The following is a 24,661-nucleotide window of genomic DNA, read 5'->3' as shown; positions in this document are numbered from 1 at the left end:
GGAACGTCCTTTTCGTCAGTCGAGAAACGTGCAATCAAGCGTAACGCTCATCCGTTTCTTCGTTCTCTTCTTCTTTCAGATTACCTTCTTCCGATTTCGAGACGATGACGGCACATGCTGCGTCACCAGTAATGTTGACGGCTGTCCGCATCATATCAAGAAGACGATCGACACCGATGATCAATGCAATCCCTTCGACCGGTAGATTGACCGACTGGAGAACCATCGTTAGCATGACGAGACCGACACCCGGTACACCGGCTGTTCCGACCGATGCAAGAACAGCTGTCAGGACGACCGTCGCAAGTTGACCTGGCGTCAAGTCAACAGCGTAGACTTGCGCGATGAAGACAGTCGCGACACCTTGCATGATTGCTGTTCCATCCATGTTGATCGTCGCACCGAGAGGCTGGACGAAACTTGAGACGGAACGCGGAACCTTCAACTCTTTTTGAGCCGTTTGCATCGCAACAGGGAGTGTTGCGTTCGACGAAGACGTCGAGAAAGCGAACAGCATGACAGGTGCGAACTTCTTAAAGAAGAAGAACGGGTTCATCTTCCCAAGAAGTGAAACAGTCGAACCATACGTCAATACGGAATGGACGAATAGTGACAAGATGACGACACCCATATAAAGTCCCATTGCTTTTAGCGAATCCCACCCTTGAGAACCGACGGCTGATGCGATCAAAGCAAATGCTCCAAGCGGTGCCATTTTCATGACGAGCGTGATCAAGTACGTCATTAAATCATTACCCTGCTCGATGAACGTCCGTAGTGTCGAGACTTTTTGACCGAGGAACGTGATCCCAAAACCGATAAAGACACTGAAGACGATGATTTGTAGCATATTTCCTTCCGCCATCGACGTGATCGGGTTCGTCGGGAACATACCAACGATTGTGTTGATTATGCTCGTATCTGGTAGATTTCCGTTATCATATTCCAGACCTTGCGTCTCGAAGTTACCAAACGTACCCGGTTTGATCAGTAATGACAAACCGAGAGCAATGACAATTGCGACAGCTGTCGTCGTCATGAAATAAGTGATGGCTTTACCACCAACACGACCAAGCTCTTTTGGATTTCCAAGTCCCATGACGCCAAGGGCGATTGAGAAGAAGACGATCGGTACGACGAGCATCTTAATTAAGTTCAGGAAGATCGTTCCGATGGGTTGTAAAGCATATTTATTCAATCCCTCATAAATCGACTTGTCCGGTAAGGAAGCGAGGACGATTCCGAGAATCACCCCGAGAATCAATCCCCAGATGATGCGCTTTGCTTCTTTCATAAGTAATGTCACACTCCTTTATTTGATAATTGTCTATATTTTGACACATCATCACCCTTTTTGACAAAACATTTTAAAAAATAGATGATAACGCTTACAAAAAAGTTTCTGGATTTTGATGCAGGAATGACTAGATTTTGTTGTCAAACGGATGCAACCATGAGAGGATAGATAAGAACAAAAAGGAACAGCGTAGGGTACAGAAAAGTCGCTAGAATCAACTGTTGACCAAATTGTATATTCCTACTATAATGTTGTATGACGTGTCTGACACGTTTCCTTTAGTCGGTAATATCGGAGGGAGGGAAAACTAGTGGAAACTCGTGTACGTAAAAATGAATCACTTGAAGACGCACTTCGTCGCTTCAAACGTGGTGTTTCAAAAGATGGTACGCTTGCAGAAGTTCGTAAACGTAAACACTACGAAAAGCCAAGTGTAAAACGTAAGCTTAAATCGGAGGCTGCGCGTAAGCGTAAGAAGTTCTAACGTTAGAGAGGGTGTATCCTCATGAGTCTTCAGGAGCGTTTGACAGCGGATATGAAAGAAGCCATGCGTCTACGTGAAAAAGATCGTCTTACGACGATTCGGATGGTGAAATCATCGCTGCAAAATGAAACGATCAAACTCGGTAAGCAAGAATTGACAGACGAGGAAGAATTAACAATTCTTTCACGTGAAATGAAGCAGCGCAACGACTCCCTCCGAGAATTCGAAAGCGCTGGTCGTCACGATCTCGTCGAGAAAATTCAAGCAGAGATTGTCGTGCTCGAAGCTTATATGCCAAAACAGCTTTCCGAGGAAGAAGTACAGGAAATCGTCGACGCAGCTATTGCGCAGACGGGTGCCTCTGCTCCTTCAGATATGGGGAAAGTAATGGGTATCGTCATGCCACAGCTTAAAGGCAAGGCAGACGGTGCGTTAATTAATCGACTCGTCAAACAACGGCTCGCTTAATACATGAAAAAGGTGTCCTTCGGGGCACCTTTTTTGTCGTTCCTGTCACAATTAAAAGTTTCTTAATGAATTCAGAATAGTCATGAAACCTTTTTGTTTTGAAAGCGTATATAATTATAGTAACGAATCAAAGTGCAAAAGAAGCAGCTTCTGACACGAATGAAAAGGGGTGAACGTACGCATGACGTTTAGCTTAGGAATGATTTTGGCGGTCTTCATGATTGGGGTCCTCATGTTACTGGTCGAAATATTCGTCACAGGGTTCGGAATCTTTGGAGTCCTCGGAATCGGTGCGGTCCTTGCTAGTCTGATCATGGCAGGCGCTACAGTTGGTCAAGTAGGTATCGCAATCGGACTTGCTGTATTTCTATCGCTTGCGGCCGGATACTGGGCGTATCGCAGAATTAAATCAAATCAGTCGTTACTATGGCGCGGTTTGATTTTGACGGATTCGACATCGTCTGAAAAAGGCTATCTCTCCCATCAAGACAAAGTACAACTGTTAGGACAAGAAGGAGTCAGTTTGACGCCTCTTCGTCCATCAGGAACGATTGAAATCGATGGGAATCGAATTGATGCCGTAACGGAAGGGACCTTCATTCAAGCGGGGGAAACAATCGTCGTAAAAGAAGTGACGCATGGACGCGTCATTGTTAGAGTCCAACATACGAAGGAGGAGTCCCACACATGACACCTGAACTATTGACCGTATTACTCATATCTGGAGGAATTTTAATTTTCCTCGCCATCTTCTTCACGCTCGTTCCGATCCCACTTTGGATCAGCTCGCTCGCGGCAGGCGTACGTGTATCGATCTTTACATTAGTCGGGATGCGACTACGTCGAGTGACACCATCTAAAATCGTCAATCCGTTGATTAAGGCAGTTAAAGCGGGATTGAACTTGAATACGAATCAACTGGAAAGTCACTTCCTTGCCGGTGGTAATGTTGACCGCGTCGTCAATGCCTTGATTGCAGCACACCGTGCGAATATCGAGTTGAGCTTCGAACGCGCAGCAGCGATTGATCTTGCTGGTCGTAACGTTCTGGAAGCTGTTCAAATGTCGGTTAACCCGAAAGTCATCGAAACACCATTTATCGCCGGTGTGGCAATGAACGGGATTGAAGTAAAAGCGAAAGCCCGGATCACGGTACGTGCGAACATTGATCGTCTCGTCGGTGGTGCTGGGGAAGAAACGGTCATCGCACGTGTTGGTGAGGGTGTCATCTCAACCATTGGTTCGTGTAATGACCAAAAAGAAGTACTTGAGAATCCAGAGATGATCTCACGGACGGTTCTTGCGAAAGGACTCGATTCGGGTACGGCGTTCGAGATTCTCTCGATTGATATCGCGGACATTGATATCGGTAAGAATATCGGTGCGGTTCTGCAGACGGATCAAGCAGAAGCAGATAAGAACATTGCGCAAGCAAAAGCGGAAGAACGTCGCGCAATGGCGATCGCAAGTGAACAAGAGATGAAATCACGTGTTGAAGAGATGCGTGCGAAGGTTGTCGCTGCTGAAGCGGAAGTGCCGCTTGCGATCGCTGAAGCGATGCGTGACGGTAACTTTGGCGTCATGGATTATGCAAACTACTTGAACGTGACGGCAGATACGAAAATGCGTCAAGCAATCGGTGGGCAATCATCACCAAATGACTCACAATAAAGGGTGAGACGGTATGGATATCATATGGGTCGGATTGATGATCGCATTCGGTGTCATCTCCGTCATCTCAAAAGCAGCGGATAAAAAACCGAAGCAGACGAACCGGACACCTTCAAAGGAGTTCGGCGACTATGTGAAACAAATAACCGAACAGGTCGATACGGCGCGACAAGAGATGGTACCTCCACCTGTCGTTCGTAAAAAAGCACCCGCGAAGAAACAACCGGGGGTAACGCAAACAAAAGCGCGACCCGTTCATGAACGAACGGAATTGCAACAACGTTTGGACCAGCGTCAGAAACAACATTCGAAAAAAGGGATGTCCTCTTCGACGATCGGTGAAATCAAAGATAGCGTCGCAGACGGTGCTATTGGAACGTCGAGTCGTTCAGCATCAGCGACGAGACTCTCACAGGATGAAATGCGTCGTGCCATCGTCTGGAGTGAGGTTCTGGGTGCACCCGTTTCAAAACGAAAACGATGATGATTAGACAGTGAGTCGATCCTACGAAACGCGTAGGATCGACTCTTTTTATTTCCCAAAAGGTGGGAACGGGTTTTTCTTTCCATCTTTTCGGCGGAAGTGCTAAAGTGGAAGAGATTAGATATGAAGCGATGACAACTTGTTATCCATGACTAGGAGGCCATTCACAACGTGATATTCAACGAAAGAATCCCATTTGCATTTTCGAATTCAGAACAGATTCAAGCATTCGTCGGTCCGAATGATGCAGTCTTACGTACGATGGAAGCAGAACTTGACGTTCAGCTTACGCATCGAGGAGATGAGCTGTTGGCACAATCCGAACAGGAGCAGTCTGTAATCTTAGCAGGACAGGTCGTAGGCGTCTTGAAACAACTTGTGAATCGTGGAGCTGTTTTGACGGAGCGTGACGCGACGAGCGCCATTCAACTGGCACGTCAAGATCGGGTGGATGAACTACTGGAACTTTACGATACGGTCATTCATACGAATCATAAAGGAAAACCACTTCGTGCAAAGACACTCGGTCAAGCACGTTACGTTCGGGGAATCGACCGCTGTGATTTGACATTTGGTATTGGACCAGCGGGAACCGGAAAAACGTATCTTGCTGTCGTGATGGCGGCAAAAGCGTTAAAGGAAGGTCACGTCAAACGACTTGTCCTGACGCGTCCAGCAGTAGAAGCAGGAGAAAATCTAGGATTCCTTCCAGGGGATCTGAAAGAAAAAGTCGATCCCTATCTACGTCCTCTATACGATGCGCTACATGACGTACTTGGTGTCGAACATACGGCTCGTCTGCTTGAGCGTGGCGTCATCGAGATCGCGCCGCTCGCTTACATGCGTGGACGGACACTTGAACATGCCTTCGTCATTCTTGATGAAGCGCAAAATACGACACGTGAACAAATGAAGATGTTCTTGACGCGTCTCGGATTCCATTCGAAGATGATCGTCACAGGCGATTTGACACAAGTCGATCTTCCGCGAGGAAAAACGTCTGGTCTACAAGAAGCGTTACATTTGCTCGGCAATGTCAAAGGGATTCATTTTGAGCACTTTGGCTCAGCGGATGTCGTGCGTCACCCACTTGTCCGAAAAATCGTTGATGCTTATAGTCAGGATTTGACCTAAGCCGTTACGAAAATAGATGGAAAAGGGGGAGATGATATGCGCAAGGTTGGGGTCTGGGTCGGGCTTTTGACAGTAGTATTCTATCTCGTCGTATCGACGATGATGTATGTCAGTGTTCGGCCAGAAGCCTTGTCCGCAGAACCATTCTCAATTGCAGAAGAAGATATCCGGTCACCCTTGACGATGGAGGACCGGGTTGCAACAAATCAAATCAAGGAAAATTCGGTTGCTGCAATCGAGAGTCAGTATACGATCAAACAAGAGTATGCAGCACAACAAATTGATAAAGTCGAACAACTTTTTGCGAGTTTGTCTGGTATCAAAAAAACAAATGAGATCGGTAAAATCAAACAGCGTCTGCGTGGAACGGAGGCGGCAACTCTTTTGAAGGATGATGAGTTACGCTTGCTTGTGACGTCGACGACAGCACTACGGAATACGACACGTGACGTCGTCATCACCGCGATTGAAGAAGCGATGCGTCAACGTATCTCGTCTGATGGTGGTGAAGTAGCGGAGGCACGTGAGAATGCGCGAACGGATATTGAACGTTCGCCACTGTCCTTTTCACTAAAAGCAGTCGCTAAAGCGATGACCGATCAACTGATCGTGACGAACTACGTCTATGATCCGGAAAAGACGGAACAGCTTCGTAAGCAGACGAGTGATAAAGTTGAACCAGTCATCATTTCAGAAGGCGAAGTGATCGTTAAACGAGGCGAAGTGATTTCACAAGATGCCTATCGTCAGCTACAATTAGTCGGCTTGATTTCTGATCGACAGTCGTTGAAACCGTTACTCGGAGCGATGCTTGTCAGTGCGTTGATGACTGCCTTTTTATTTGGATTCATTCACCGTTCAAAACTGCGATACGCTCAAATGGGGCGGATTCGATTATTCGGGCTTGTCTACCTCGTCGTCAGTCTACAATTACTCGTCATGTATGGTATGGCGTTCTTAGCAGACGACATCAATCCAGCATTTTACTTACTCACGCCGACCGCTTTTGCTGCGCTCGTCTTGCGCAATTTATTGAACGAACGGATTGCATTATCGAGTTCTCTGTTTACGGCGCTTGCCGGAACGTTCTTCTATAGTACGAACCAGAACTTCAGCTTCAATATCGCAATCTATTTATTGGTCGGTGGTTTAGTCGCAACGTTTTTCCTGCGCTCTAGTTTGTCACGACGTCGTATTTTCATGAGCAGTGTTTCGATTGCCGGAGCAAACATTGCGATCTTTTTGGCATTCGTCCTGTTACGAAGTGGAACGTTCGAACTGCGCGAAACGCTGATTTTAGTTGGTTTTGCGATTGCGAGCGGTATCTTGAGTGCCGTCCTAGCAATTGGACTATTGCCGTTTCTTGAAATGACGTTCGGTATTTTAGCACCGACCCGTCTACTCGAACTGTTGAACCCGACGCATCCGTTACTCAAAAAATTATTAGTTGAAGCACCGGGAACGTACCATCACAGTATGATGGTTGCGAATCTAGCAGAAACAGCCTGTGAAGCAATCGGAGCAGATGGCTTGCTTGCACGAGTCGGCGCCTACTATCATGATTTAGGGAAAACGAGACGACCGCTTTATTTCATTGAGAACCAGCATGGACGCAATCCACATGATCGATTGACACCGGAAGAGTCGGCACGTGTCATCTTGGCACATACCGAGGATGGTGTTGAATTACTCGAAGAAGCAAAACTGCCTGCAGCAATCGTTGATATTTGCCGCCAGCATCATGGAACCTCTCTGCTGAGATACTTTTATGTCAAGGCAGCAGAACAAGGTGAGGTCGATGAGGAGACGTTCCGTTACACGGGTCCGAAACCACAAACTCGTGAAGCGGCGGTCATCATGATCGTTGACTCGATTGAAGCGGCAGTTCGTTCGATGAAAGCTCCTTCAGAAGAAGGAATTCGGGACTTGGTCGCGAAAATCATTCGTGAAAAGATGATGGATGATCAATTTGCGGAATGTGACATTACGACACGTGAGATTTATCGCGTTGGTGAAAGTGCGTGTCATACCTTATCCGGTTTGTTCCATGAACGAATCGAGTATCCAGAATTAAAGAAAGAGGCAACGACATGAATATTTATATGACAGACGAAAATAATCGTCTAACGGAAGAACAACGACAGCTTGTCGAATCGATTTTGATTTACACGGCAGAACAAGAAGAAGTCGATTCAAATAGTGAGTTGTCCGTGACTTTCGTTTCAAACGATGAGATTCAAGAGATCAATCGTGAATGGCGTGGAAAGGATCAGGCAACGGACGTCATTTCCTTTGCGATGGAAGAACTCGGAGAAGATGAAATCGATTTTGGATTGCTCGAAGACGAACCAATCGTCCTCGGCGATTTGATCATTTCCGTAGAACGGTGTCGCGAACAAGCGGCAGAGTATGGCAATCATTTTGAGCGAGAGCTCGGTTTTCTCGCTGTCCATGGTTTTCTCCATTTACTTGGATACGATCACATTGAAAAAGCAGATGAGGAAGTCATGACGAAGCGACAGGAGGAAATCCTGCATCACTTCGAGTTATATCGGGGCACATTGTGAAAAGCTGGTGGCAACCGTTTCGGCATGCCATGAACGGATTGTGCCAATCGATTCGAGAAGAACGGCATATGAAAGTTCACGTGACAGTTGGTGCCATCGTGTTACTTGTCGCTTTTCTATTACCATTGACGTCTGTCGAGCGAGCGATCCTCTTCTTGACGGTCGGGATCGTCATCAGTGCCGAGATGTTCAATACAGCGTTTGAGCGCGTCGTTGATCTCGTGACGCAGGAATGGCATCCGCTGGCAAAAGCAGTCAAGGATATTGCAAGTGGAGCTGTTCTCGTGTTGGCGCTTACATCTATTGCAATTGCACTATGCATCTTCATCCCATATTTGGTACAATAAGAATCCGGCCTTTTTGGCCAATACCGTTCCTAAGAAGGGGATATTCACATGAAAACAGAACAATTACTCGAACAAGCTAAACGTGCACGCGAAAAAGCGTATGTTCCATATTCGAAATTCCAAGTCGGTGCTGCTCTACTAACAAAAGACGGACAAGTCTTCCACGGCTGCAATATTGAAAACGCTGCATATGGTCTTTGTAACTGTGCAGAACGGACAGCAATCTTCTCTGCGTGGGCACAGGATGCGCGCGAGTATGCAGCGATGGCTGTCGTTGCGGACACGGAAGGACCGGTCGCACCGTGCGGACAATGCCGCCAAGTGTTATCAGAGATGTGTGACGCGGATATGCCAATCTATTTGACGAACCTTAAAGGGGATGTCACAGAAACAACAGTGGGTGCCCTCTTACCAGGAGCATTCACGAAAGGGGATTTACATGTTTAAAGAAGGATTCAAATCGGGCTTTGTCTCGATCATCGGACGCCCGAACGTCGGAAAATCGACATTCCTCAACCGTGTCATCGGACAAAAGATTGCCATCATGTCTGATAAGCCACAAACGACGCGAAACAAGATCCAAGGTGTCTATACGACAGAAGACGTTCAGACGATTTTCATCGATACACCAGGGATTCACAAACCAAAACATAAACTCGGCGACTTCATGATGAAGGTCGCGACGAACGCATTGCGTGAAGTTGATGCGATTTTATTCATGGTCAACGTGACGGAACCAAAAGGAAAAGGTGACGATTTCATCATTGAAAAATTGAAGGAACTCGATACACCCATCATCCTCGTCATGAATAAGGTCGATTTGATTCATCCGAATGATATTCCGCCAATCATCGAGTCATATAAAAATGAGCTCGAGTTTGCGGCAGTCGTTCCGATCTCTGCGCTTCAAGGTAACAACGTCGGACCGTTACTTGAAGAAATCGCGAAGATCTTACCAGAAGGACCGATGTATTACCCGGCGGATCAAGTCACTGACCACCCGGAGCGTTTCATCATCTCAGAGATGATCCGTGAGAAAGTCTTGCAGAAGACACGCGACGAAGTACCACACTCGATCGCAGTCGCGATTGATCAAATCAAGACGCGTGAGAATGGAAACATGGTCGATGTCCATGCGACGATCTTGATCGAGCGCGATTCCCAAAAAGGAATCATCATCGGTAAACGCGGAGCACTTCTAAAAGAAATCGGCTCTGAAGCACGAACGGACATCGAGATGTTACTCGGAACAAAAGTTTACCTGAACTTGTGGGTCAAAGTCCAAAAGGATTGGCGTAACAAGGCCGGTCAATTGCGTGAACTTGGCTTCCGCGATGACGAGTATTAAGCGATGATCGATAAGGCGGAAGGGCTTGTACTACGAACGGTCGTATACGGTGAATCGAATAAGATCGTCACGCTACTGACACGTGAATACGGCAAGCTCGCCGTCATGGCGCGAGGAGCGAAGAAGCCGGGTAGTCGTTTCAACGCGGCAAGCCAGCCTTTCGTTCGAGCCGTCTATATCTATCCACGGTCACGTGGTCTCGGTCAGTTGAAATCAGCAGACGTCATCACGAGCCACGCGCATATCCGGCAAGATGTCGTCTTGATGGCGTATGCGATGTATCTACTGGAGCTGGCAGATAAAGCGCTTGATGAACGAGTGCCGCAACCGGCACTCTATGATTTGTTCGTCGAAGGACTGGAGGCGATGGATGAAGGACTTGATCCCGACGTCGTCTCTTTCATCATCGAGTTGCGCCTGTTGCGTCATCTAGGGATTGCGCCGCACTTGAATGGCTGTACGATTTGCGGGAGTGCTGAAGCACCGTTTGCTTTTTCGTTACACCACGGTGGTCTACTCTGTCGCCGGCATCGCCATGAGGATGAACATGCTGTCTTTATGTCAGAGGCAGTCGCGAAGATGCTCTATGTGTTTTCTGTCTATGATTTCTCGCGGATCGGGACAGTGACGGTGAAGCCGGAAACGAAGCGTCTATTGCGTCAAATCATGGATGCTTATATGGAACGCTACAGCGGGTTACGTCTACGTTCAAAACGTGTCCTCGACCAGTTGATTGATTTCGGCAACGATTGACAGCAACAAGCGGGTTCGGTAGAATAAATGCGGTAGAAGCAACTAAATGAACACGATGACGAAAAGGAGTACCGTCTTTTTCTCAATCAAGCGATTCCAGGGTGGTGTGAGCTGGAAGTGAGAGGGGCGCGAATGGCGTTTCGGAGTGTTCTTTGTCAAAAAGAGTGGCATGCGATGCATGCAAGTAGGGTGGAACCGCGGGCTCGTCTCGTCCCTATGTGCAACGATTGTTGTACATAGGGGCGTTTTTTGCGTTCCTTAATCATTTCGGAGGTGAAAGTCGTGAAGATGACAGTACAAGACATGATCTTGACATTACAAAAATTTTGGGCAGAACAAGGCTGCTTGACGATGCAAGCATACGACGTAGAAAAAGGAGCCGGTACGATGAATCCGATGACGTTCTTACGGAGTCTCGGACCAGAACCATGGAACGTTTGTTATACAGAACCATCACGCCGTCCGGCTGACGGTCGTTACGGGGAAAACCCGAACCGTCTGTATCAACACCATCAATTCCAAGTCATCATGAAACCATCACCTGACAACATTCAGGAATTGTACTTACAAAGTCTCGAGTTGCTTGGTATCAACCCACTCGAACATGATATTCGTTTCGTAGAGGATAACTGGGAGAACCCGACGTTCGGTGCTGCAGGTCTCGGCTGGGAAGTATGGCTGAACGGGATGGAAATCACACAATTCACGTACTTCCAACAAGTCGGTGGAATCGAGTGTAATCCGATTGCAGTAGAGATCACGTACGGAATCGAGCGTCTCGCTTCGTACATCCAAGACGTCGAGAGTGTCTTTGATCTCGTTTGGACAGATGGCTTCAAATACGGTGATATCTTCTATCAACCGGAGTTCGAACATTCGAAGTATACGTTTGAAACATCAGATGTCGCCTTACTCTTCACGTTGTTCGATCAATATGAAAAAGAAGCGAATCGCGCCTTGGACGAGAACCTCGTTTTCCCAGCGTATGATTACATCTTGAAATGTTCACATACCTTTAACCTTCTCGACGCGAAGGGGGCGATTTCCGTCACGGAACGTACAGGATTCATCCATCGTGTCCGGAACATGTCGCGCCGTTGTGCGCAAAGTTTCATCGAAGAACGGGAACGTCTTGGCTTCCCATTGATCAAGTCGAAAGCAGGTGAGTCACATGCATGAATTATTACTTGAAATCGGTTTAGAAGAGATGCCGGCTCGATTCGTCCTTCAATCCGAAACACAACTCAAGGAACGCGTGACGCGTTTCCTTGAAGAAGCTCGGATTGAGTTCACAAGCGTCGAATCCTTCTCGACACCACGTCGTCTTGCAGTGTATGTCAAAGGTCTCGCAGCACGTCAAAGTGACCTCGAAGAGACATTAAAAGGACCAGCAAAACGTATCGCGATGGACGAAGCAGGGAACTGGACGAAAGCAGCCGAAGGGTTTGCGCGTGGTAAAGGGTTAACGACGGACGATCTCTTCCTTGGAGAAGAAAAAGGAGTCGAGTATCTCTATGCGACACGTAAGGAAGTCGGACAAGCGACAGCCGATCTACTTCCTGGACTAAAACAAGTCGTCGAAGCGATGACATTCCCGAAAAACATGCGTTGGAGCACACAATCGTTACGTTACATGCGTCCAATTCGTTGGTTGATTGCCCTGCTTGACGATCAAGTCATCCCGTTTGAAGTCGCATCCGTCGAAACGGGTCGGACATCACGTGGACATCGTTTCCTCGGGCAGGACATCACGATCCTGCGTCCGAACGCTTATGTTGAAGCGCTCGCAGGAGAAAACGTCATCGTCAGTTACGAAGCACGTCGTCAATTGATCGAAGAACAAATTGCAGCGCTTGCGACACGCGAACAATTCGAAGTGCCGATCGATGCGTCTTTACTTGAAGAAGTCACGAACCTCGTCGAGTATCCGACAGCCTTGTTCGGTGCATTCGATGAAGCGTATCTTGAGTTACCAGAAGAAGTCTTGATCACGACGATGAAAGAACACCAACGTTACTTCCCGGTCAAACGTGACGGTGCGTTGCTCCACTATTTCGTCACGGTACGAAACGGAAACGCAACACATCTTGAAAACGTCGCACGCGGAAACGAAAAAGTCATCCGTGCCCGTTTAGCCGATGCGCAGTTCTTCTATGAAGAAGATAAAAAAGCAGATATCGATGAACAGGCGAAACGTCTTGATAAAATCGTCTTCCATGAAAAATTAGGAACGACAGGCGAAAAAGTCCGTCGCGTCCGTCAGATGGCACTCGCACTTGCAGATCGTGTCGGTGCAGACAAAACACGTGTTGAACGTGCAGGACAAATCTATAAATTCGATCTCGTCAGTCAAATGGTCTATGAATTCACAGAATTGCAAGGTCTGATGGGTGAGCGGTATGCGAACATGAAGAATGAGGATCCGGAAGTCGCGGCTGCGATTCGTGAACATTACATGCCACGCTTCGCGGGGGATGCAAGTCCGGAAACACCGACAGGAACACTCTATGCGATTCTCGATAAGATGGACAGCGTCGCTGGATTCTTTGGTGTCGGTATGATTCCAAGTGGATCAGCGGATCCGTACGCATTGCGTCGTCAAGCACAAGGGATTGTTCAGATTTTATCCGATCGTAAGTTGAATCTGACATTGACTGAACTGATTGCTTTCGTCGTTTCAGAACAGGTGGCAGCAGGTCTTTACGCGAAGGATGCCGAAGAAGTTCAAGCTGCATTACAAGACTTCTTTGCACAACGCTTGAAATACCGTCTATCGGAAATGAACTTCCGTCATGATGTCGTCGAAGCCGCTCTGGATCATACGTTGACAGTCGAAGCGAATGAGCAACGTGCTGCAATGCTTGAAAGTGCGACGAAAAAAGAATCGTTCAAGAAAACGGTCGAACAACTCAGCCGTGTCTTAAACATCTCGAAAAAAGCAGAAGACGTCACAACTGTTAATCCAGCGCTCTTTGAAAATGATGCGGAACGCGCGTTGCATGAGGCGATTGAGAAAACCTTACCAGAGGTCGATCAAGCCATCGCGTCACTTGATTATGAACGAGCGCTTGAGGCACTTGAGGCAACCGTTCCGTCGATTACAGCCTACTTCGACGGTACGATGATCATGACGGACGACGAAACAGTCCGTACGAACCGTCTTAGCGAAATGAAACGATTTGCGCAAGCCATCGAATCAGTCGCCCGGTTCAATGCACTTACTTTAGCGTAAAGAAAAAGGACGGATGAGCCGATGAAGTTAAATGAACGGCAAAAAAAGATACTCCAAATCGTCAAAGAGAATGGTCCGATCACGGGAGAGCAGATTGCTTCTGCACTCTCCCTGACACGGGCGACATTACGACCCGATTTGTCGATTTTAACGATGACCGGCATGCTAGAAGCGCGTCCACGTGTCGGCTATATGTACGTTGGAAAGAAAAATGCGTCCATGCTTCATGAGAAACTCGACACCTTGACCGTCGGCGAATTCATGTCGTCGGCAAAGGTCATTCATGAAGGGATGACCGTATACGATGCGATCGTTCACTTATTCCTTGAAGATGTGGGTTCGCTGTTCGTCGTCAGTAAGGACCATGCGTTAGTCGGTGTGTTGTCACGTAAGGATTTTCTACGTGCGGCAATCGGTAATCAAGAATTAGATACGTTACCGGTCAACATCATCATGACACGGATGCCGAATTTGACGGTCTGTGAAAAATCGGAAACGTTGATTGGTGCCGGCATGAAACTGATCGAAAAGCAGATTGATTCAATGCCAGTCGTCGAAGAGGAGAACGGCGTCTTGAAAGTCGTGGGTCGAATGACGAAGACGAACATGACGAAAGTGTTGGTCGCTTTAGCACGTGATGAAGAAATTTAAGGAGGGTTCCTGATGCGTCAACGGATTTATGTCGTGAGTGACTCTGTCGGAGAGACGTGTGAACTCGTCGTCCGCGCAGCTGCAATCCAATTCCCGGAACAAGCCATCGAAACGGTCCGCATTCCGTTCGTCGATGATGATCAAGTTATTTATGACTTGGTTCTTCATGCGAAAGAAGAACAAGCGACAATCGCTTTCACGATCGTTCATGCGACCCATCGTCGTCTGCTTGCAGACACAGCTCGCGCCCACGGTGTTAAAGCGATTGATCTACTTGGTCCATTGCTTGACACGATGGAAGATCGCTTGCAGATGCAACCGAAGGAAGAGCCAGGGTTAATCTATCGCCTAGATGAGGAGTATTTCCGAAAAATCGAAGCGGTTGAATTTGCTGTCAAGTATGACGATGGACGTGATCCAAAAGGTATCAAACGTGCGGATATCGTCTTGATCGGGGTGTCGCGTACATCAAAGACACCACTTTCGCAGTATCTGGCTTTGAAGCGATATAAAGTAGCGAACGTACCACTCGTACCTGAATCGATCCCGCCAGCGGAGCTATTCGATATTCCAAAAGAAAAATGTTTTGGACTACTCATCTCACCGGAAAAGTTGATCGACATCCGAATGGAACGCCTGCGTTCATTAGGACTCAAACCAGAAGCAGCATACGCGCAGATGGACCGAATCAACCGGGAACTCGAATACGCACGGAATTTATACGAACGAATCGGTTGCCAAGTCATCGACGTGACGAATAAAGCAGTCGAGGAAACGGCAAACCTGATTTTGACCGGAATTTCCGGGAAAGCGCATGACTAGTCAAGCAGTCAGGAACATAGTATACTTGTTTAGCTGATAAATGAGATAATGCCCTTTTTCTAATGAAACGGAACGAGTCATCGTTCCGTTTCATTGCGGGTATGGTCATGTAAGGATAAGTTCTCAAGGAAAGGGGAGAGGACGGAATGAAGCGAATTCCTGATGAAATCGTCGATCAGGTCCGCCAAGCAACGGACATCGTCGAATTGATTTCAGAACGTGTAGAATTAAAAAAACAAGGGAATCGATATTCAGGGCTTTGCCCGTTTCATTCTGAGAAATCACCTTCCTTTTCTGTTTCTCCTGATAAAGGGATGTACTACTGTTTTGGATGTGGTGCAGGTGGAAACGCAATCACTTTCGTCATGGAAACAGAAGGAATGAGTTTCAAGGAAGCCGTCTCTAAATTAGCTGATCGAAGCGATGTCACACTTCCGGAACTGGAGCCGGATCGATTCGAACAATCGGAATCGACACCCGAACAGGAAAAGAAGTTCCGGATGCGCGAGGCACATCGGATCGTCACCGAGTTGTATCATGAGGTGTTGATTCAAACGGAAGCAGGCGACGCGGGACGAATCTATTTAGAGAATCGTGGTATCCGTGAAGGTGCGATGCGTGAGTTCCGACTCGGGTATGCACCGGATCAAGATCGTTTTACAGTGGATTCCTTGGCACGACGTGGGTTTGATTTAGATGAGATGGTCGAAGCGGGATTGATTTCAATCGGACGCGATGGCGATTATCGAGATCGATTCAACGGTCGAGTCGTATTTCCTATCTCCGATCGTGATGGCACGATCGTCGGATTTAGTGGACGTTCGATTGATGGTCGTGATCCGAAGTATGTCAATACAGCGGAAACACCTTTGTTCAATAAAAGTGAACTGTTATTCGGATTCGCTCAAGCACGAGGAGCGATGCGCAAAATCAAACAAGTCGTCCTCGTTGAAGGGAATCTTGATGTTGTGCGTGTCGCTCAAGCGGGTATACCTTATACGGTAGCCTCTTTAGGAACAGCCTTAACACCGGTTCATGCCCAAAACCTAGCACGTATCGTCGATGAAGTCATTATTTGTTATGACGGAGACAAGGCAGGACGCGCTGCGACGTTAAAAGCCCTACAGTTGCTTGAAGCCGTTGCCGTCGACTGTTCCGTCATCCGTTTACCGGATGGCGAAGACCCGGATTCCTTCATTGGGAATCAGGGCGAAGAGACGTTTTTACACTGGATTGAACAAGAACGGGTTTCAAGTCTTGAATTCAAATCTTTTTATTTTCGACAAGGAAAAAACTTGCGATTAGAAGGAGAACGCGTTCGATATATTGAAACTATGCTTGAAGAGATTGGTCGAACATCCAATCCGTTGTTACGGGACATTTATTTAGGAAAACTTTCTGAGGAATTTAAACTCTCGAAAGACTCCTTGATCGCACAAGTGCGTCCAACCGTCCAACAACCGAAGAGAGAACAAATCGTTTCCGATCGCCCAGCTGCTCTACCGACAGCACCTCCTGACCGAACGTTCGCGAACTGGAAAAAGGCAGAACGCTTCTTGCTTGCCTACATGATCCGTTCAGAAGAAGTATGTCTTGAAGTGCGAGAGCAACTAGGTGTCCAATTCAATGATCCGGCACACCAATTGATTGCCGGCAAGCTATATGAATTTTACGGAGCAGGTACGCAAGGAAGTCCTGATCGTTTTTTGACGATGTTGCACGACGCCTCTTTGCAACGAATCGTAGCGGATTTAGAGTTCATGCTAATGCCTGAATATGATCCTGATTTACTCAGTCACTACATTCGTGCCGTCCAAAATGAACAGCAACGTCGGTTGTTAGAAGAAGAAAAGTCACGATTGAATCAACAAACAGATATCCGTGCTCAAGCGGAGCTGATGCAGGCGATCATAGAACGGAAGCGTCGTTTAAAAGATCGATGACCTGCTGCATGATGTGGAAGGAGTGTATGGTTCGATGGCAGAAAAAGCAAGATCAGAAGCTGAATTACTCCGTCTCGCGAAAGAGGAACTCATCGCGCTCGGACATAAAAATGGTGAATTGTCACACCAAAAGATCGAAGACAAACTAAGTTCGTTCGAATCAATGGATGCTCAGCAATTCGAGGAATTCCTTCAATTGCTTGAAACAGAAGGTATCAAGGTCAACAATGACGGTACAGGGGACGAAAAAGAAGAGGCGGATCTAAACGATTTGTCTGTTCCTCCTGGTGTCAAGATCAATGACCCTGTCCGGATGTATTTAAAAGAAATTGGTCGCGTTGATTTGTTAAATGCAGAAGATGAAGTCGAACTTGCTAAACGAATCGAACAAAACGATGAAGAAGCAAAAAAACGATTGGCGGAAGCAAACTTACGTCTCGTCGTTTCGATTGCGAAGCGTTATGTCGGACGCGGTATGTTGTTCCTTGATTTGATTCAAGAAGGCAACATGGGTCTGATCAAAGCGGTCGAGAAATTCGACTATACGAAGGGATATAAATTCTCGACGTATGCAACATGGTGGATTCGTCAGGCAATCACACGTGCGATTGCTGACCAAGCGCGGACAATCCGAATTCCGGTTCACATGGTTGAGACGATCAATAAATTGATTCGTGTCCAGCGTCAACTCTTGCAAGATCTCGGACGTGAACCATCACCGGAAGAGATTTCAAAAGAGATGGAAATCACGCCAGAAAAAGTCCGTGAAATCCTGAAGATTGCGCAAGAGCCGGTTTCTCTTGAAACTCCAATCGGGGAAGAGGATGATTCACATCTCGGAGATTTCATCGAGGACCAAGATGCGACAGCACCACAAGATGCTGCAGCATACGAACTCTTGAAAGAACAACTCGAAGATGTGTTAGATACACTGACGGATCGTGAAGAAAACGTCCTCCGTCTTCGTTTTGGTCTTGACGATGGTCGGACACGGACACTTGAAGAAGTCGGAAAAGTATTTGGCGTTACACGTGAGCGGATTCGTCAAATCGAAGCAAAAGCACTTCGGAAGTTACGTCATCCGAGTCGTTCAAAACGCTTGAAAGATTTCCTCGATTAATTCAAAGTGTGAAGAATATATGAAATTTTAGTGGGAAGGAAGAAAAAAGTTTCGTTTTTTTCTTCCTTCCCTGTTTTTTTTACAGTAGAATAGTAACGGGGAATACCATTCAGTCACCAACTTGGTTGGGTATAGAATATGGGGGGAATCCAAATGCGTAATCCATTAGTACCGTTCGCGGCGATCGCAGTCATCGCCATCATCGCTATGATTTCATTGTCTTACTTTGGGGTCGATCAGGTGAAGGAAGCTCGCAAAGGGCCGTCAACTGCAGAAATGAAGCCAGAAGACTTGTTTGCATCTAAAGGATGTACAGGATGTCACGGTGGAAACTTAGAAGGCGGAACAGGTCCGAACTTAACAAAGATCGGCGCGAAGCTGAAAGAAGATGAAATTAAGAACATCGCAATGAACGGTAAAGGGCAAATGCCTGGCGGTCTTGCGAATGACGAAGAAGCAGCTGTTCTAGCCAAATGGTTAGCTGCTAAGAAATAAGAACAAGGGCATCTATCTCGTTACGAGATGGATGTTTTTTTGTGGTGTATGGTATCTTTTTTAGCGTAAATCCGCTATTTTTAAAAGAGAGTTTTTCGGAAAATAGGAAGGATGAAGATGATGCAAATGAACGTCGTATTGGATCAACGACTCCAAAAAGTCGTGTCGTATATTCCACAAGGAGCGATCCTCGCAGATATTGGATCAGATCATGCATTCGTACCATGTTTTTGTATCCAACAACAGAAAATCGAACGCGCGATCGCGGGAGAGGTAAACGAAGGACCGATGGAAGCGGCAAAAGGACAAGTGGCGCTTGTCGGGCTCGAGTCACAAATCGATGTCCGCCTTGGAAGTGGACTATCGGTTTTAAAGCCGGGCGAAGCAACAGCGATTACGATTGCAGGAATGGGCGGAACACTGATTGCCTCAATCCTTGAAGAAGGCAAAGATCGGCTGTCGGGGGAGGAGCGTTTGATCCTTCAACCAAATGTTGATGCAGTTGATGTTCGGAAGTGGTTGCTGACGAATTCATATGCGTTATTGTCTGAAGCCATCGTCGAGGAGAACGGAAAGATCTATGAAATTCTCGTTGCAGAACGTGGAGATGAAACACTGTACTCAGAGGACGAAACAACACGTCAGTGGGAATTGTTCTTTGGACCACAGTTAATGCGGGAACGTGCACCAGAATTCATTGAAAAATGGCAGATTGAAAAACAAAAGCGAGAGTATATCCTAGCTCAGATGAAACAAGGACAAGCAACGGAGGTTTTATCTGAAAAAATCGAAGCCATCGAACGATTGATTCAAAAGATGGAAGAGGTGACGAACTAATGGCGAATGGGAACCATGTCATTGAGCAGTTTGAAGCATTTGCTCCGAAAAAATTTGCACTCGAAGGTGATCCGATTGGTCTACAAATCGGAACATTGAACAAGGACGTCAAACGTGTGCTCGTGACACTTGATGTCTTGGAGTCTGTCGTCGATGAAGCGATTGAAAAGAAGGTCGATCTCATCATCGCGCATCATCCACCGATTTTTAGTAAATTAGCAAATGTGACGGATCGTTCTGCAACAGGACGGATCGTCACAAAATGTATCAAACACGATATTGCGGTGTATGCTGCACATACGAACCTTGACGTAACACCAGGCGGGGTCAATGACTGGATGGCAGATGCGCTTGGTCTTGAGTCTTGTGAAGTACTAGCACCGACGTTTGAAAACACGCAATATAAACTAAGTGTCTATGTACCGACCGAGGCTGTAGAGCGCGTTTCAACAGCCCTTGCACAAGCGGGAGCAGGAAAAGAAGGAGACTACAGTGATTGTCAATTCCACGTCGATGGAACAGGTCAATTCCGACCGTTGACGGAAGCTACCCCGTATATCGGTGAAGCAGGGCGACTCGAACGCGTTTCAGAAGTCCGAATCGAAACGATCGTTACGGAACTGAATCAGAAACAAGTCATTCGAGCGATGAAACAGGCTCATCCATATGAGGAAGTCGCCTATGATCTCATTCGCCAAGAACGCCCGGCAACATCACTTGGTCTTGGACGGATTGGTCGGTTACCGGAAGCAATGACGTTACGAGAATTTGCAGAACATGTTCGCGATGCGTTTGGTGTACAAAACTTACGCTTCGTCGGAGACGAATCGCGCCATATCCAAAAAGTAGCGGTCCTTGGTGGTGACGGCAATAAGTACGTCTCGACTGCAGCATTTGCAGGAGCAGATGTCCTTGTGACAGGAGATCTCTATTTCCATGTAGCGCATGATGCGATGGCACTTGGACTAGCAGTCGTCGATCCGGGACATCATGTGGAGTCGGTCATGAAAGAAGGCGTCGTCAACGAATTAAGCAAACGATTCAAAGAGAAGAAGATAGATGTGGAACTCATCGTCTCGACAGCCAATACGAATCCCTTTCATTTTTTGTGATATGTAAAGTAAAAAATGAGATAAAACACCGGACGGCGATGATTCGCTGTCCGGTGTTTGTTATTACTTCTATCATATTCAGGTTAAAGGACTTTTACTTTTGGTAAAATCCGTCGTAGTTCAAGGAATGGTGTCTTGTCATGTGTACTGATGTCTGATGGATCATATTGCTGTAAGAAATCAATGACCTTTTTCGTGATTGGTGTTGGTGTTGATGCACCTGATGTGACACCAACTTGCTGTACACCTTTAAGCCATGATAGATCGAGTTCTGTTAAATCACCAATCCGATGCGCTGGAGTTCCTGCGATATCGAATGATACTTGTGCCAATCGGTTCGAGTTGTTAGAACGTGGATCACCGACGACGATGACAAGGTCACAATCTCCTGCTTGATCAGCCACCGCTTCTTGCCGGACTTGTGTTGCGTTACAGATTTCATTGTGTACTTCTACATGCGGATACTTTTTACGCACGTGTTCCATCAAAGCTTGGACATCCCATTGGCTCATCGTCGTCTGATTCGTGACGATGATTTTTTTATGAGCGAGCTGAGGCGGGAGTTCATCGATATCTTCGACTTTTTCGATGAGGTGCACATGCTCTGGTGCTACACCGACTGCACCTTCAGGTTCCGGGTGTCCATGTTTGCCGACGTAGATGACTTCATAATCATCCGCGACGACTTGTCGAATCAAATCGTGTGTACGCGTCACGTCAGGACATGTTGCATCGACGACGTGCAGATTTTTTTCGGCGGCGCGTGCATAAACAGCAGGCGAAATACCATGCGCTGTAAAAATGACAGTTCCTTCTTGAATCGTCTCAAGTGCTTCGAGGCGATCGGGACCATCGACTGTGATGACACCCATACTTTCGAATTCACGTGTGACATGAGCATTGTGAACGATCATACCAAGAATATGAATCGGGCGTGGCAAGTCTTTATTCAATGCCGCTTGTTGTGCAAGTTTCATTGCATCGACGACACCGTAACAATAGCCGCGGGGGCTGATTTTTTTTACTAGCATAGTTGTAGATTCTCCCTTTGTGAAAAAGAATGATTAGTTAGAGTGTACCATTGTTTAGACGGGAATGAAAATAGAGGAGTCTGTTTCAGAAACAGAACATGGTATACTAATGAAGTTGCAATTATTTAATAAGGGGGCGAAAGGGTGGAGTCTAAGAAAATGATGCGGTCGTATTTTTTTCAAATCACCGCCATCTTATTCATCCTGTTATGTCTTGTCATTTCAGCGCTTGCCTTTACTGCGGATCGAGTCACGATTTCACGAGTCGAACAGCAAACGGAAAAGCAGAGTGAGAAAAGTGTCGAAGTTTCTGGAAACGCGATCCGTGATAACATTGGGAATTTACATGAGGAAATCATGAGTTTGCAGTTAAACGTCGAAAATCCTGATAAGCTAAGTCGAAAAATTGAAGAATCAAATCTTCTTGATATTGATACTGGATTTAAAAGTCTTTTTTATTTTGACAGAAAGACGAAACAGATTACTTGGTTCTCAAGTGAAGATCGTCGCGTACCAGATAGTACGATAGTAAAGGATGATGATTTTCTACAAACTCTGACAAGTACGGATTTTCATATGAGTAAGCTGTACTCAATGGAATCAGATGCCGTCACATATATGTTCGTGCCAGTTCGAGATGGTAACGAACGTGTAGGTGTGTTTGGTGGTGGACTAAGTGCGATGAATTCAATCATTTTCCGGAAATCATTAGAATCTTTTGATGATCAAACGATTGCCTATTTATTTAATAGTAAAAAAGAATTGCTAGCAACGTCGAGTAATCTTGTGACAGACGAAGAACGACTATTGTCGAGAAGTGTGATCGATCGTGCATTTCAATCCGTCGAACCGTCTGAAATCTTTAGTACGAATCAAGATATGTATTACTTTGCAAAAGATTTAAAGGTGACGGATTGGAAAATTCTCGTTCGAACGCCGCGAAACGTTTTTTATGAACCTGTCTACACGACACGGCAGCAGTATTTGATCATCGCCGCTTTGACGCTCGTCCTTAGTCTGATTGTTGGCTATTTAATGTCACGACAATTGACATCTCCTTTACTTGAGCTTGTTCATAAAATTGAGAAAAGTAGTTCCCCGAAACCGATCGTCCTTGAACGTGCCGGATCAAACGAAGTGAAGACATTGGTCGCTGCTTATAATGAATACTCACAGCGAATGGAACATGCGCGACTTGAGCAGTTAAGTCAACAGCAAACCATGTTGCAGCAAGAGAAACTAGCGTCACTTGGTCAATTAGCGGCGGGCATTGCTCATGAGATACGTAATCCATTAACGCCGGTCAAAATGACCTTACAGTTATTAGCCGCAGAAAAGGATCGAGATACAGAGATGTTGATGTTAGCTTTATCTGAGCTTGATCGAGCGAACGGTATGATTCAGACGATGCTTGATTTATCCAAAGGCGAGAACAATGCGCTTCAAAAAACGACGATTGATATGAATGATTTAATGAAGAAGCTGACATATATCTTAGAAGCGGAAGCTCATCTTTACGAAGCGGATTGTAAAATTTATACACCTTCCTTTATGCCAAAGATTCATGCATCAGAAGAGGGGATTTTGCAGATTTTAGCAAACTGTGTTCGAAATGCCCTTCAAGCTGTCGCGTTTAAAGGACCAGATGGGATTTGTCATTTGCATGTGCATATCTATCCGGAAGAGGTTGTCTTCATCATCCAAGATAATGGTGTCGGAATGGACGGTGATCAGATTGATCATGTTGGTCAAGCATTCAAGACGTCAAAAGTGGATGGAAATGGTCTTGGACTGTTCATGTCAAAACAAATCGTACGCGATCATAAAGGGAAGATGATTTTTGATAGTAAACCCGGAGTTGGCACAACGATTCAAGTTCACTTATCTCGAAAGGAGCAAACGGAATGAAATTCAATAAAGCGTGGCTATTCGTCTTAGTCATTTGGATATCATCCGTTCTTCTTATATCCAATATGTTCGTGAATACGGATTCGAATCCGCGTCGTCATCTCATCGGTTTTACGATCGTCAATGATAAACATGAATTTGCGCAGCGGCTCGTTGATGCGTTCAAGACACAAGCGAAACTGAATAAATATGAAGCAGTCGTCGCGACGTCGCATAATTCACGCATTAATGAAAGAGAGCAGATCGAAGAATTCATTCGAATGAAAGTGGATGCAATTTTCGTTACCACACTCGATGATGTTTACATCGCTGAATCTTTGGAAAAAGCTGCCAAAGAAGATATCCCTGTTTTTGCGATCGATCGATTGATCCGCTCCGATGCAGTCGTCAGTTCAATTACCTCAAATAATCAATTGATTGGTGAACAACTTGCATCATTCATCAAACACGAACGCATCAAGCAGACGGGACGAGCCACCGCTAATATCATTGAAGTCGCAGGTACGGCAAACGTCAACACGACGAATGAACGACACCGGGGATTTTTGACTGGTCTTGAGCGGGAGTCGGATCTGAAAATCGTCGAATCCGTGAATGGGGATTACGACCCCGTCACTTCAGAACAGGTCATGACACAGGTGATTAAGTCGGGAATTCCGTTTGATGCAGTCTATTGTCACAATGACGATATCGCGCTAGGTGTCCTCGAAGCATTGAAAAAAGCAGGGATCAAAGGAAAAATAATTGTCGGCATAGACGGGAATCGTGCTATATTAGAAGCTGTTGACATGAAATCGATGGATGCGACGGTCGTCCAGAGTGCTGATGAGATGATGAAAGTCGCCTTCAGTGCATTGAAGCTTCATACGAAAAACAAAAAGATTCCAACTCGTTTTTATACGTACTCCTATCTGTATGACGGTAGTAGACCCATAACCATGTTGAACTAATCGAGAG

25 protein-coding genes are annotated in these 24,661 nt (G+C 46.3%); 23 read left to right on the top strand and 2 right to left on the bottom strand.

Features of this window, described 5'->3' with window-relative positions:
• Positions 1-34: 34 nt before the first annotated feature.
• On the bottom strand, positions 35-1,294 hold the full coding sequence (locus NOM72_RS10580; RefSeq protein ID WP_050678369.1) for a dicarboxylate/amino acid:cation symporter: 1,260 nt from the start codon (positions 1,292-1,294) through the stop codon (positions 35-37).
• 313 nt (positions 1,295-1,607) lie between these two features.
• On the opposite strand from NOM72_RS10580, the gene rpsU reads away from it, so the two are divergent.
• The 21 genes from rpsU to NOM72_RS10475 all read left to right on the top strand — a co-directional run bounded on the left by rpsU (position 1,608) and on the right by NOM72_RS10475 (position 20,765).
• Entirely contained in the window at positions 1,608-1,781 is a 174-nt protein-coding gene (rpsU, locus tag NOM72_RS10575) for a 30S ribosomal protein S21 (protein ID WP_012369719.1), read from the top strand.
• 21 nt (positions 1,782-1,802) lie between these two features.
• Positions 1,803-2,249, top strand: coding sequence for a GatB/YqeY domain-containing protein (locus NOM72_RS10570; protein WP_023467485.1), 447 nt, complete (start codon positions 1,803-1,805; stop codon positions 2,247-2,249).
• Positions 2,250-2,430: 181 nt separating this feature from the next.
• Complete coding sequence (locus tag NOM72_RS10565) at positions 2,431-2,940, top strand: NfeD family protein (RefSeq protein WP_023467487.1); 510 nt, start codon at positions 2,431-2,433, stop codon at positions 2,938-2,940.
• Complete coding sequence (floA, locus tag NOM72_RS10560; RefSeq protein WP_023467489.1) at positions 2,937-3,920, top strand: flotillin-like protein FloA; 984 nt, start codon at positions 2,937-2,939, stop codon at positions 3,918-3,920. Before NOM72_RS10565 ends, floA begins: the two co-directional genes overlap by 4 nt.
• Positions 3,921-3,933: 13 nt before the next feature.
• Entirely contained in the window at positions 3,934-4,404 is a 471-nt protein-coding gene (locus NOM72_RS10555) for a hypothetical protein (RefSeq protein ID WP_023467490.1), read from the top strand.
• Positions 4,405-4,575: 171 nt separating this feature from the next.
• On the top strand, positions 4,576-5,538 hold the full coding sequence (locus NOM72_RS10550; RefSeq protein ID WP_023467492.1) for a PhoH family protein: 963 nt from the start codon (positions 4,576-4,578) through the stop codon (positions 5,536-5,538).
• A 36-nt stretch (positions 5,539-5,574) separates the two neighbouring features.
• Entirely contained in the window at positions 5,575-7,632 is a 2,058-nt protein-coding gene (locus NOM72_RS10545) for an HD family phosphohydrolase (protein ID WP_255999149.1), read from the top strand.
• The gene (ybeY, locus tag NOM72_RS10540) at positions 7,629-8,105 is read left to right on the top strand and encodes an rRNA maturation RNase YbeY (protein WP_029341033.1); all 477 of its coding nucleotides are present in this window, start codon (positions 7,629-7,631) and stop codon (positions 8,103-8,105) included. Before NOM72_RS10545 ends, ybeY begins: the two co-directional genes overlap by 4 nt.
• Complete coding sequence (locus NOM72_RS10535; protein WP_023467497.1) at positions 8,102-8,452, top strand: diacylglycerol kinase; 351 nt, start codon at positions 8,102-8,104, stop codon at positions 8,450-8,452. Before ybeY ends, NOM72_RS10535 begins: the two co-directional genes overlap by 4 nt.
• Positions 8,453-8,500: 48 nt before the next feature.
• Positions 8,501-8,899 (top strand): cytidine deaminase, encoded by a 399-nt coding sequence (locus tag NOM72_RS10530; protein WP_023467498.1) that lies wholly within the window; start codon positions 8,501-8,503, stop codon positions 8,897-8,899.
• Positions 8,892-9,800: a GTPase Era gene (era, locus tag NOM72_RS10525; protein ID WP_023467500.1), complete on the top strand. Its 909-nt coding sequence runs from the start codon at positions 8,892-8,894 to the stop codon at positions 9,798-9,800. Before NOM72_RS10530 ends, era begins: the two co-directional genes overlap by 8 nt.
• Positions 9,801-9,803: 3 nt before the next feature.
• Positions 9,804-10,553 (top strand): DNA repair protein RecO, encoded by a 750-nt coding sequence (recO, locus tag NOM72_RS10520; protein ID WP_023467502.1) that lies wholly within the window; start codon positions 9,804-9,806, stop codon positions 10,551-10,553.
• Between the two features lie 288 nt (positions 10,554-10,841).
• Positions 10,842-11,732 (top strand): glycine--tRNA ligase subunit alpha, encoded by an 891-nt coding sequence (gene glyQ / locus NOM72_RS10515; RefSeq protein ID WP_029341034.1) that lies wholly within the window; start codon positions 10,842-10,844, stop codon positions 11,730-11,732.
• The gene (gene glyS / locus NOM72_RS10510; RefSeq protein ID WP_255999148.1) at positions 11,725-13,785 is read left to right on the top strand and encodes a glycine--tRNA ligase subunit beta; all 2,061 of its coding nucleotides are present in this window, start codon (positions 11,725-11,727) and stop codon (positions 13,783-13,785) included. Before glyQ ends, glyS begins: the two co-directional genes overlap by 8 nt.
• A 21-nt stretch (positions 13,786-13,806) precedes the next feature.
• A complete protein-coding gene (ccpN, locus tag NOM72_RS10505) occupies positions 13,807-14,436 on the top strand; it encodes a transcriptional regulator CcpN (protein WP_023467507.1) in 630 nt (209 codons plus the stop codon).
• Between the two features lie 12 nt (positions 14,437-14,448).
• Complete coding sequence (locus tag NOM72_RS10500; protein ID WP_047396410.1) at positions 14,449-15,258, top strand: pyruvate, water dikinase regulatory protein; 810 nt, start codon at positions 14,449-14,451, stop codon at positions 15,256-15,258.
• Between the two features lie 146 nt (positions 15,259-15,404).
• Entirely contained in the window at positions 15,405-17,201 is a 1,797-nt protein-coding gene (dnaG, locus tag NOM72_RS10495; RefSeq protein WP_023467510.1) for a DNA primase, read from the top strand.
• 34 nt (positions 17,202-17,235) lie between these two features.
• Positions 17,236-18,321, top strand: a complete 1,086-nt coding sequence (gene rpoD, locus NOM72_RS10490) for an RNA polymerase sigma factor RpoD (RefSeq protein ID WP_023467512.1) — start codon at positions 17,236-17,238, stop codon at positions 18,319-18,321.
• A gap of 153 nt (positions 18,322-18,474) precedes the next feature.
• Positions 18,475-18,816, top strand: a complete 342-nt coding sequence (gene cccA, locus NOM72_RS10485; RefSeq protein ID WP_023467513.1) for a cytochrome c550 — start codon at positions 18,475-18,477, stop codon at positions 18,814-18,816.
• A 117-nt stretch (positions 18,817-18,933) separates the two neighbouring features.
• The gene (locus NOM72_RS10480; protein ID WP_326937793.1) at positions 18,934-19,653 is read left to right on the top strand and encodes a tRNA (adenine(22)-N(1))-methyltransferase; all 720 of its coding nucleotides are present in this window, start codon (positions 18,934-18,936) and stop codon (positions 19,651-19,653) included.
• A complete protein-coding gene (locus tag NOM72_RS10475; protein ID WP_058712882.1) occupies positions 19,653-20,765 on the top strand; it encodes a Nif3-like dinuclear metal center hexameric protein in 1,113 nt (370 codons plus the stop codon). Before NOM72_RS10480 ends, NOM72_RS10475 begins: the two co-directional genes overlap by 1 nt.
• Positions 20,766-20,848: 83 nt before the next feature.
• Here the strand turns inward: NOM72_RS10475 and NOM72_RS10470 are convergent, their stop codons facing one another.
• Entirely contained in the window at positions 20,849-21,796 is a 948-nt protein-coding gene (locus NOM72_RS10470) for a 4-hydroxy-3-methylbut-2-enyl diphosphate reductase (protein WP_214747538.1), read from the bottom strand.
• Positions 21,797-21,940: 144 nt separating this feature from the next.
• Here NOM72_RS10470 and NOM72_RS10465 point away from each other — a divergent pair, with 144 nt between their 5' ends.
• Both NOM72_RS10465 and NOM72_RS10460 read left to right on the top strand, forming a co-directional pair.
• A complete protein-coding gene (locus NOM72_RS10465; protein ID WP_255999147.1) occupies positions 21,941-23,704 on the top strand; it encodes an ATP-binding protein in 1,764 nt (587 codons plus the stop codon).
• Positions 23,701-24,654 carry a sugar ABC transporter substrate-binding protein gene (locus tag NOM72_RS10460; protein WP_055966910.1) on the top strand — a complete coding sequence of 318 codons (954 nt, stop codon included), beginning with the start codon at positions 23,701-23,703 and terminating at the stop codon, positions 24,652-24,654. Before NOM72_RS10465 ends, NOM72_RS10460 begins: the two co-directional genes overlap by 4 nt.
• Positions 24,655-24,661: the final 7 nt, after the last annotated feature.

Source organism: Exiguobacterium sp. LL15 (assembly GCF_024436095.1).
Taxonomy (GTDB): domain Bacteria; phylum Bacillota; class Bacilli; order Exiguobacteriales; family Exiguobacteriaceae; genus Exiguobacterium_A; species Exiguobacterium_A indicum.
This window is presented reverse-complemented; position numbering and strand designations above follow the sequence as displayed.

Bases quoted from the DNA above. Each gene is read 5' to 3' on its own strand.
- recO (WP_023467502.1), top strand. From the start codon at position 9,804: ATGATCGATAAGGCGGAAGGGCTTGTACTACGAACGGTCGTATACGGT.
- NOM72_RS10580 (WP_050678369.1), bottom strand. From the start codon at position 1,294: ATGAAAGAAGCAAAGCGCATCATCTGGGGATTGATTCTCGGGGTGATT.
- NOM72_RS10565 (WP_023467487.1), top strand. From the start codon at position 2,431: ATGACGTTTAGCTTAGGAATGATTTTGGCGGTCTTCATGATTGGGGTC.
- ccpN (WP_023467507.1), top strand. From the start codon at position 13,807: ATGAAGTTAAATGAACGGCAAAAAAAGATACTCCAAATCGTCAAAGAG.
- era (WP_023467500.1), top strand. From the start codon at position 8,892: ATGTTTAAAGAAGGATTCAAATCGGGCTTTGTCTCGATCATCGGACGC.
- NOM72_RS10475 (WP_058712882.1), top strand. From the start codon at position 19,653: ATGGCGAATGGGAACCATGTCATTGAGCAGTTTGAAGCATTTGCTCCG.
- NOM72_RS10500 (WP_047396410.1), top strand. From the start codon at position 14,449: ATGCGTCAACGGATTTATGTCGTGAGTGACTCTGTCGGAGAGACGTGT.
- NOM72_RS10480 (WP_326937793.1), top strand. From the start codon at position 18,934: ATGATGCAAATGAACGTCGTATTGGATCAACGACTCCAAAAAGTCGTG.
- ybeY (WP_029341033.1), top strand. From the start codon at position 7,629: ATGAATATTTATATGACAGACGAAAATAATCGTCTAACGGAAGAACAA.
- glyQ (WP_029341034.1), top strand. From the start codon at position 10,842: ATGACAGTACAAGACATGATCTTGACATTACAAAAATTTTGGGCAGAA.
- glyS (WP_255999148.1), top strand. From the start codon at position 11,725: ATGCATGAATTATTACTTGAAATCGGTTTAGAAGAGATGCCGGCTCGA.
- NOM72_RS10470 (WP_214747538.1), bottom strand. From the start codon at position 21,796: ATGCTAGTAAAAAAAATCAGCCCCCGCGGCTATTGTTACGGTGTCGTC.
- floA (WP_023467489.1), top strand. From the start codon at position 2,937: ATGACACCTGAACTATTGACCGTATTACTCATATCTGGAGGAATTTTA.
- NOM72_RS10545 (WP_255999149.1), top strand. From the start codon at position 5,575: ATGCGCAAGGTTGGGGTCTGGGTCGGGCTTTTGACAGTAGTATTCTAT.
- NOM72_RS10555 (WP_023467490.1), top strand. From the start codon at position 3,934: ATGGATATCATATGGGTCGGATTGATGATCGCATTCGGTGTCATCTCC.
- NOM72_RS10460 (WP_055966910.1), top strand. From the start codon at position 23,701: ATGAAATTCAATAAAGCGTGGCTATTCGTCTTAGTCATTTGGATATCA.
- NOM72_RS10570 (WP_023467485.1), top strand. From the start codon at position 1,803: ATGAGTCTTCAGGAGCGTTTGACAGCGGATATGAAAGAAGCCATGCGT.
- dnaG (WP_023467510.1), top strand. From the start codon at position 15,405: ATGAAGCGAATTCCTGATGAAATCGTCGATCAGGTCCGCCAAGCAACG.
- rpoD (WP_023467512.1), top strand. From the start codon at position 17,236: ATGGCAGAAAAAGCAAGATCAGAAGCTGAATTACTCCGTCTCGCGAAA.
- NOM72_RS10530 (WP_023467498.1), top strand. From the start codon at position 8,501: ATGAAAACAGAACAATTACTCGAACAAGCTAAACGTGCACGCGAAAAA.
- cccA (WP_023467513.1), top strand. From the start codon at position 18,475: ATGCGTAATCCATTAGTACCGTTCGCGGCGATCGCAGTCATCGCCATC.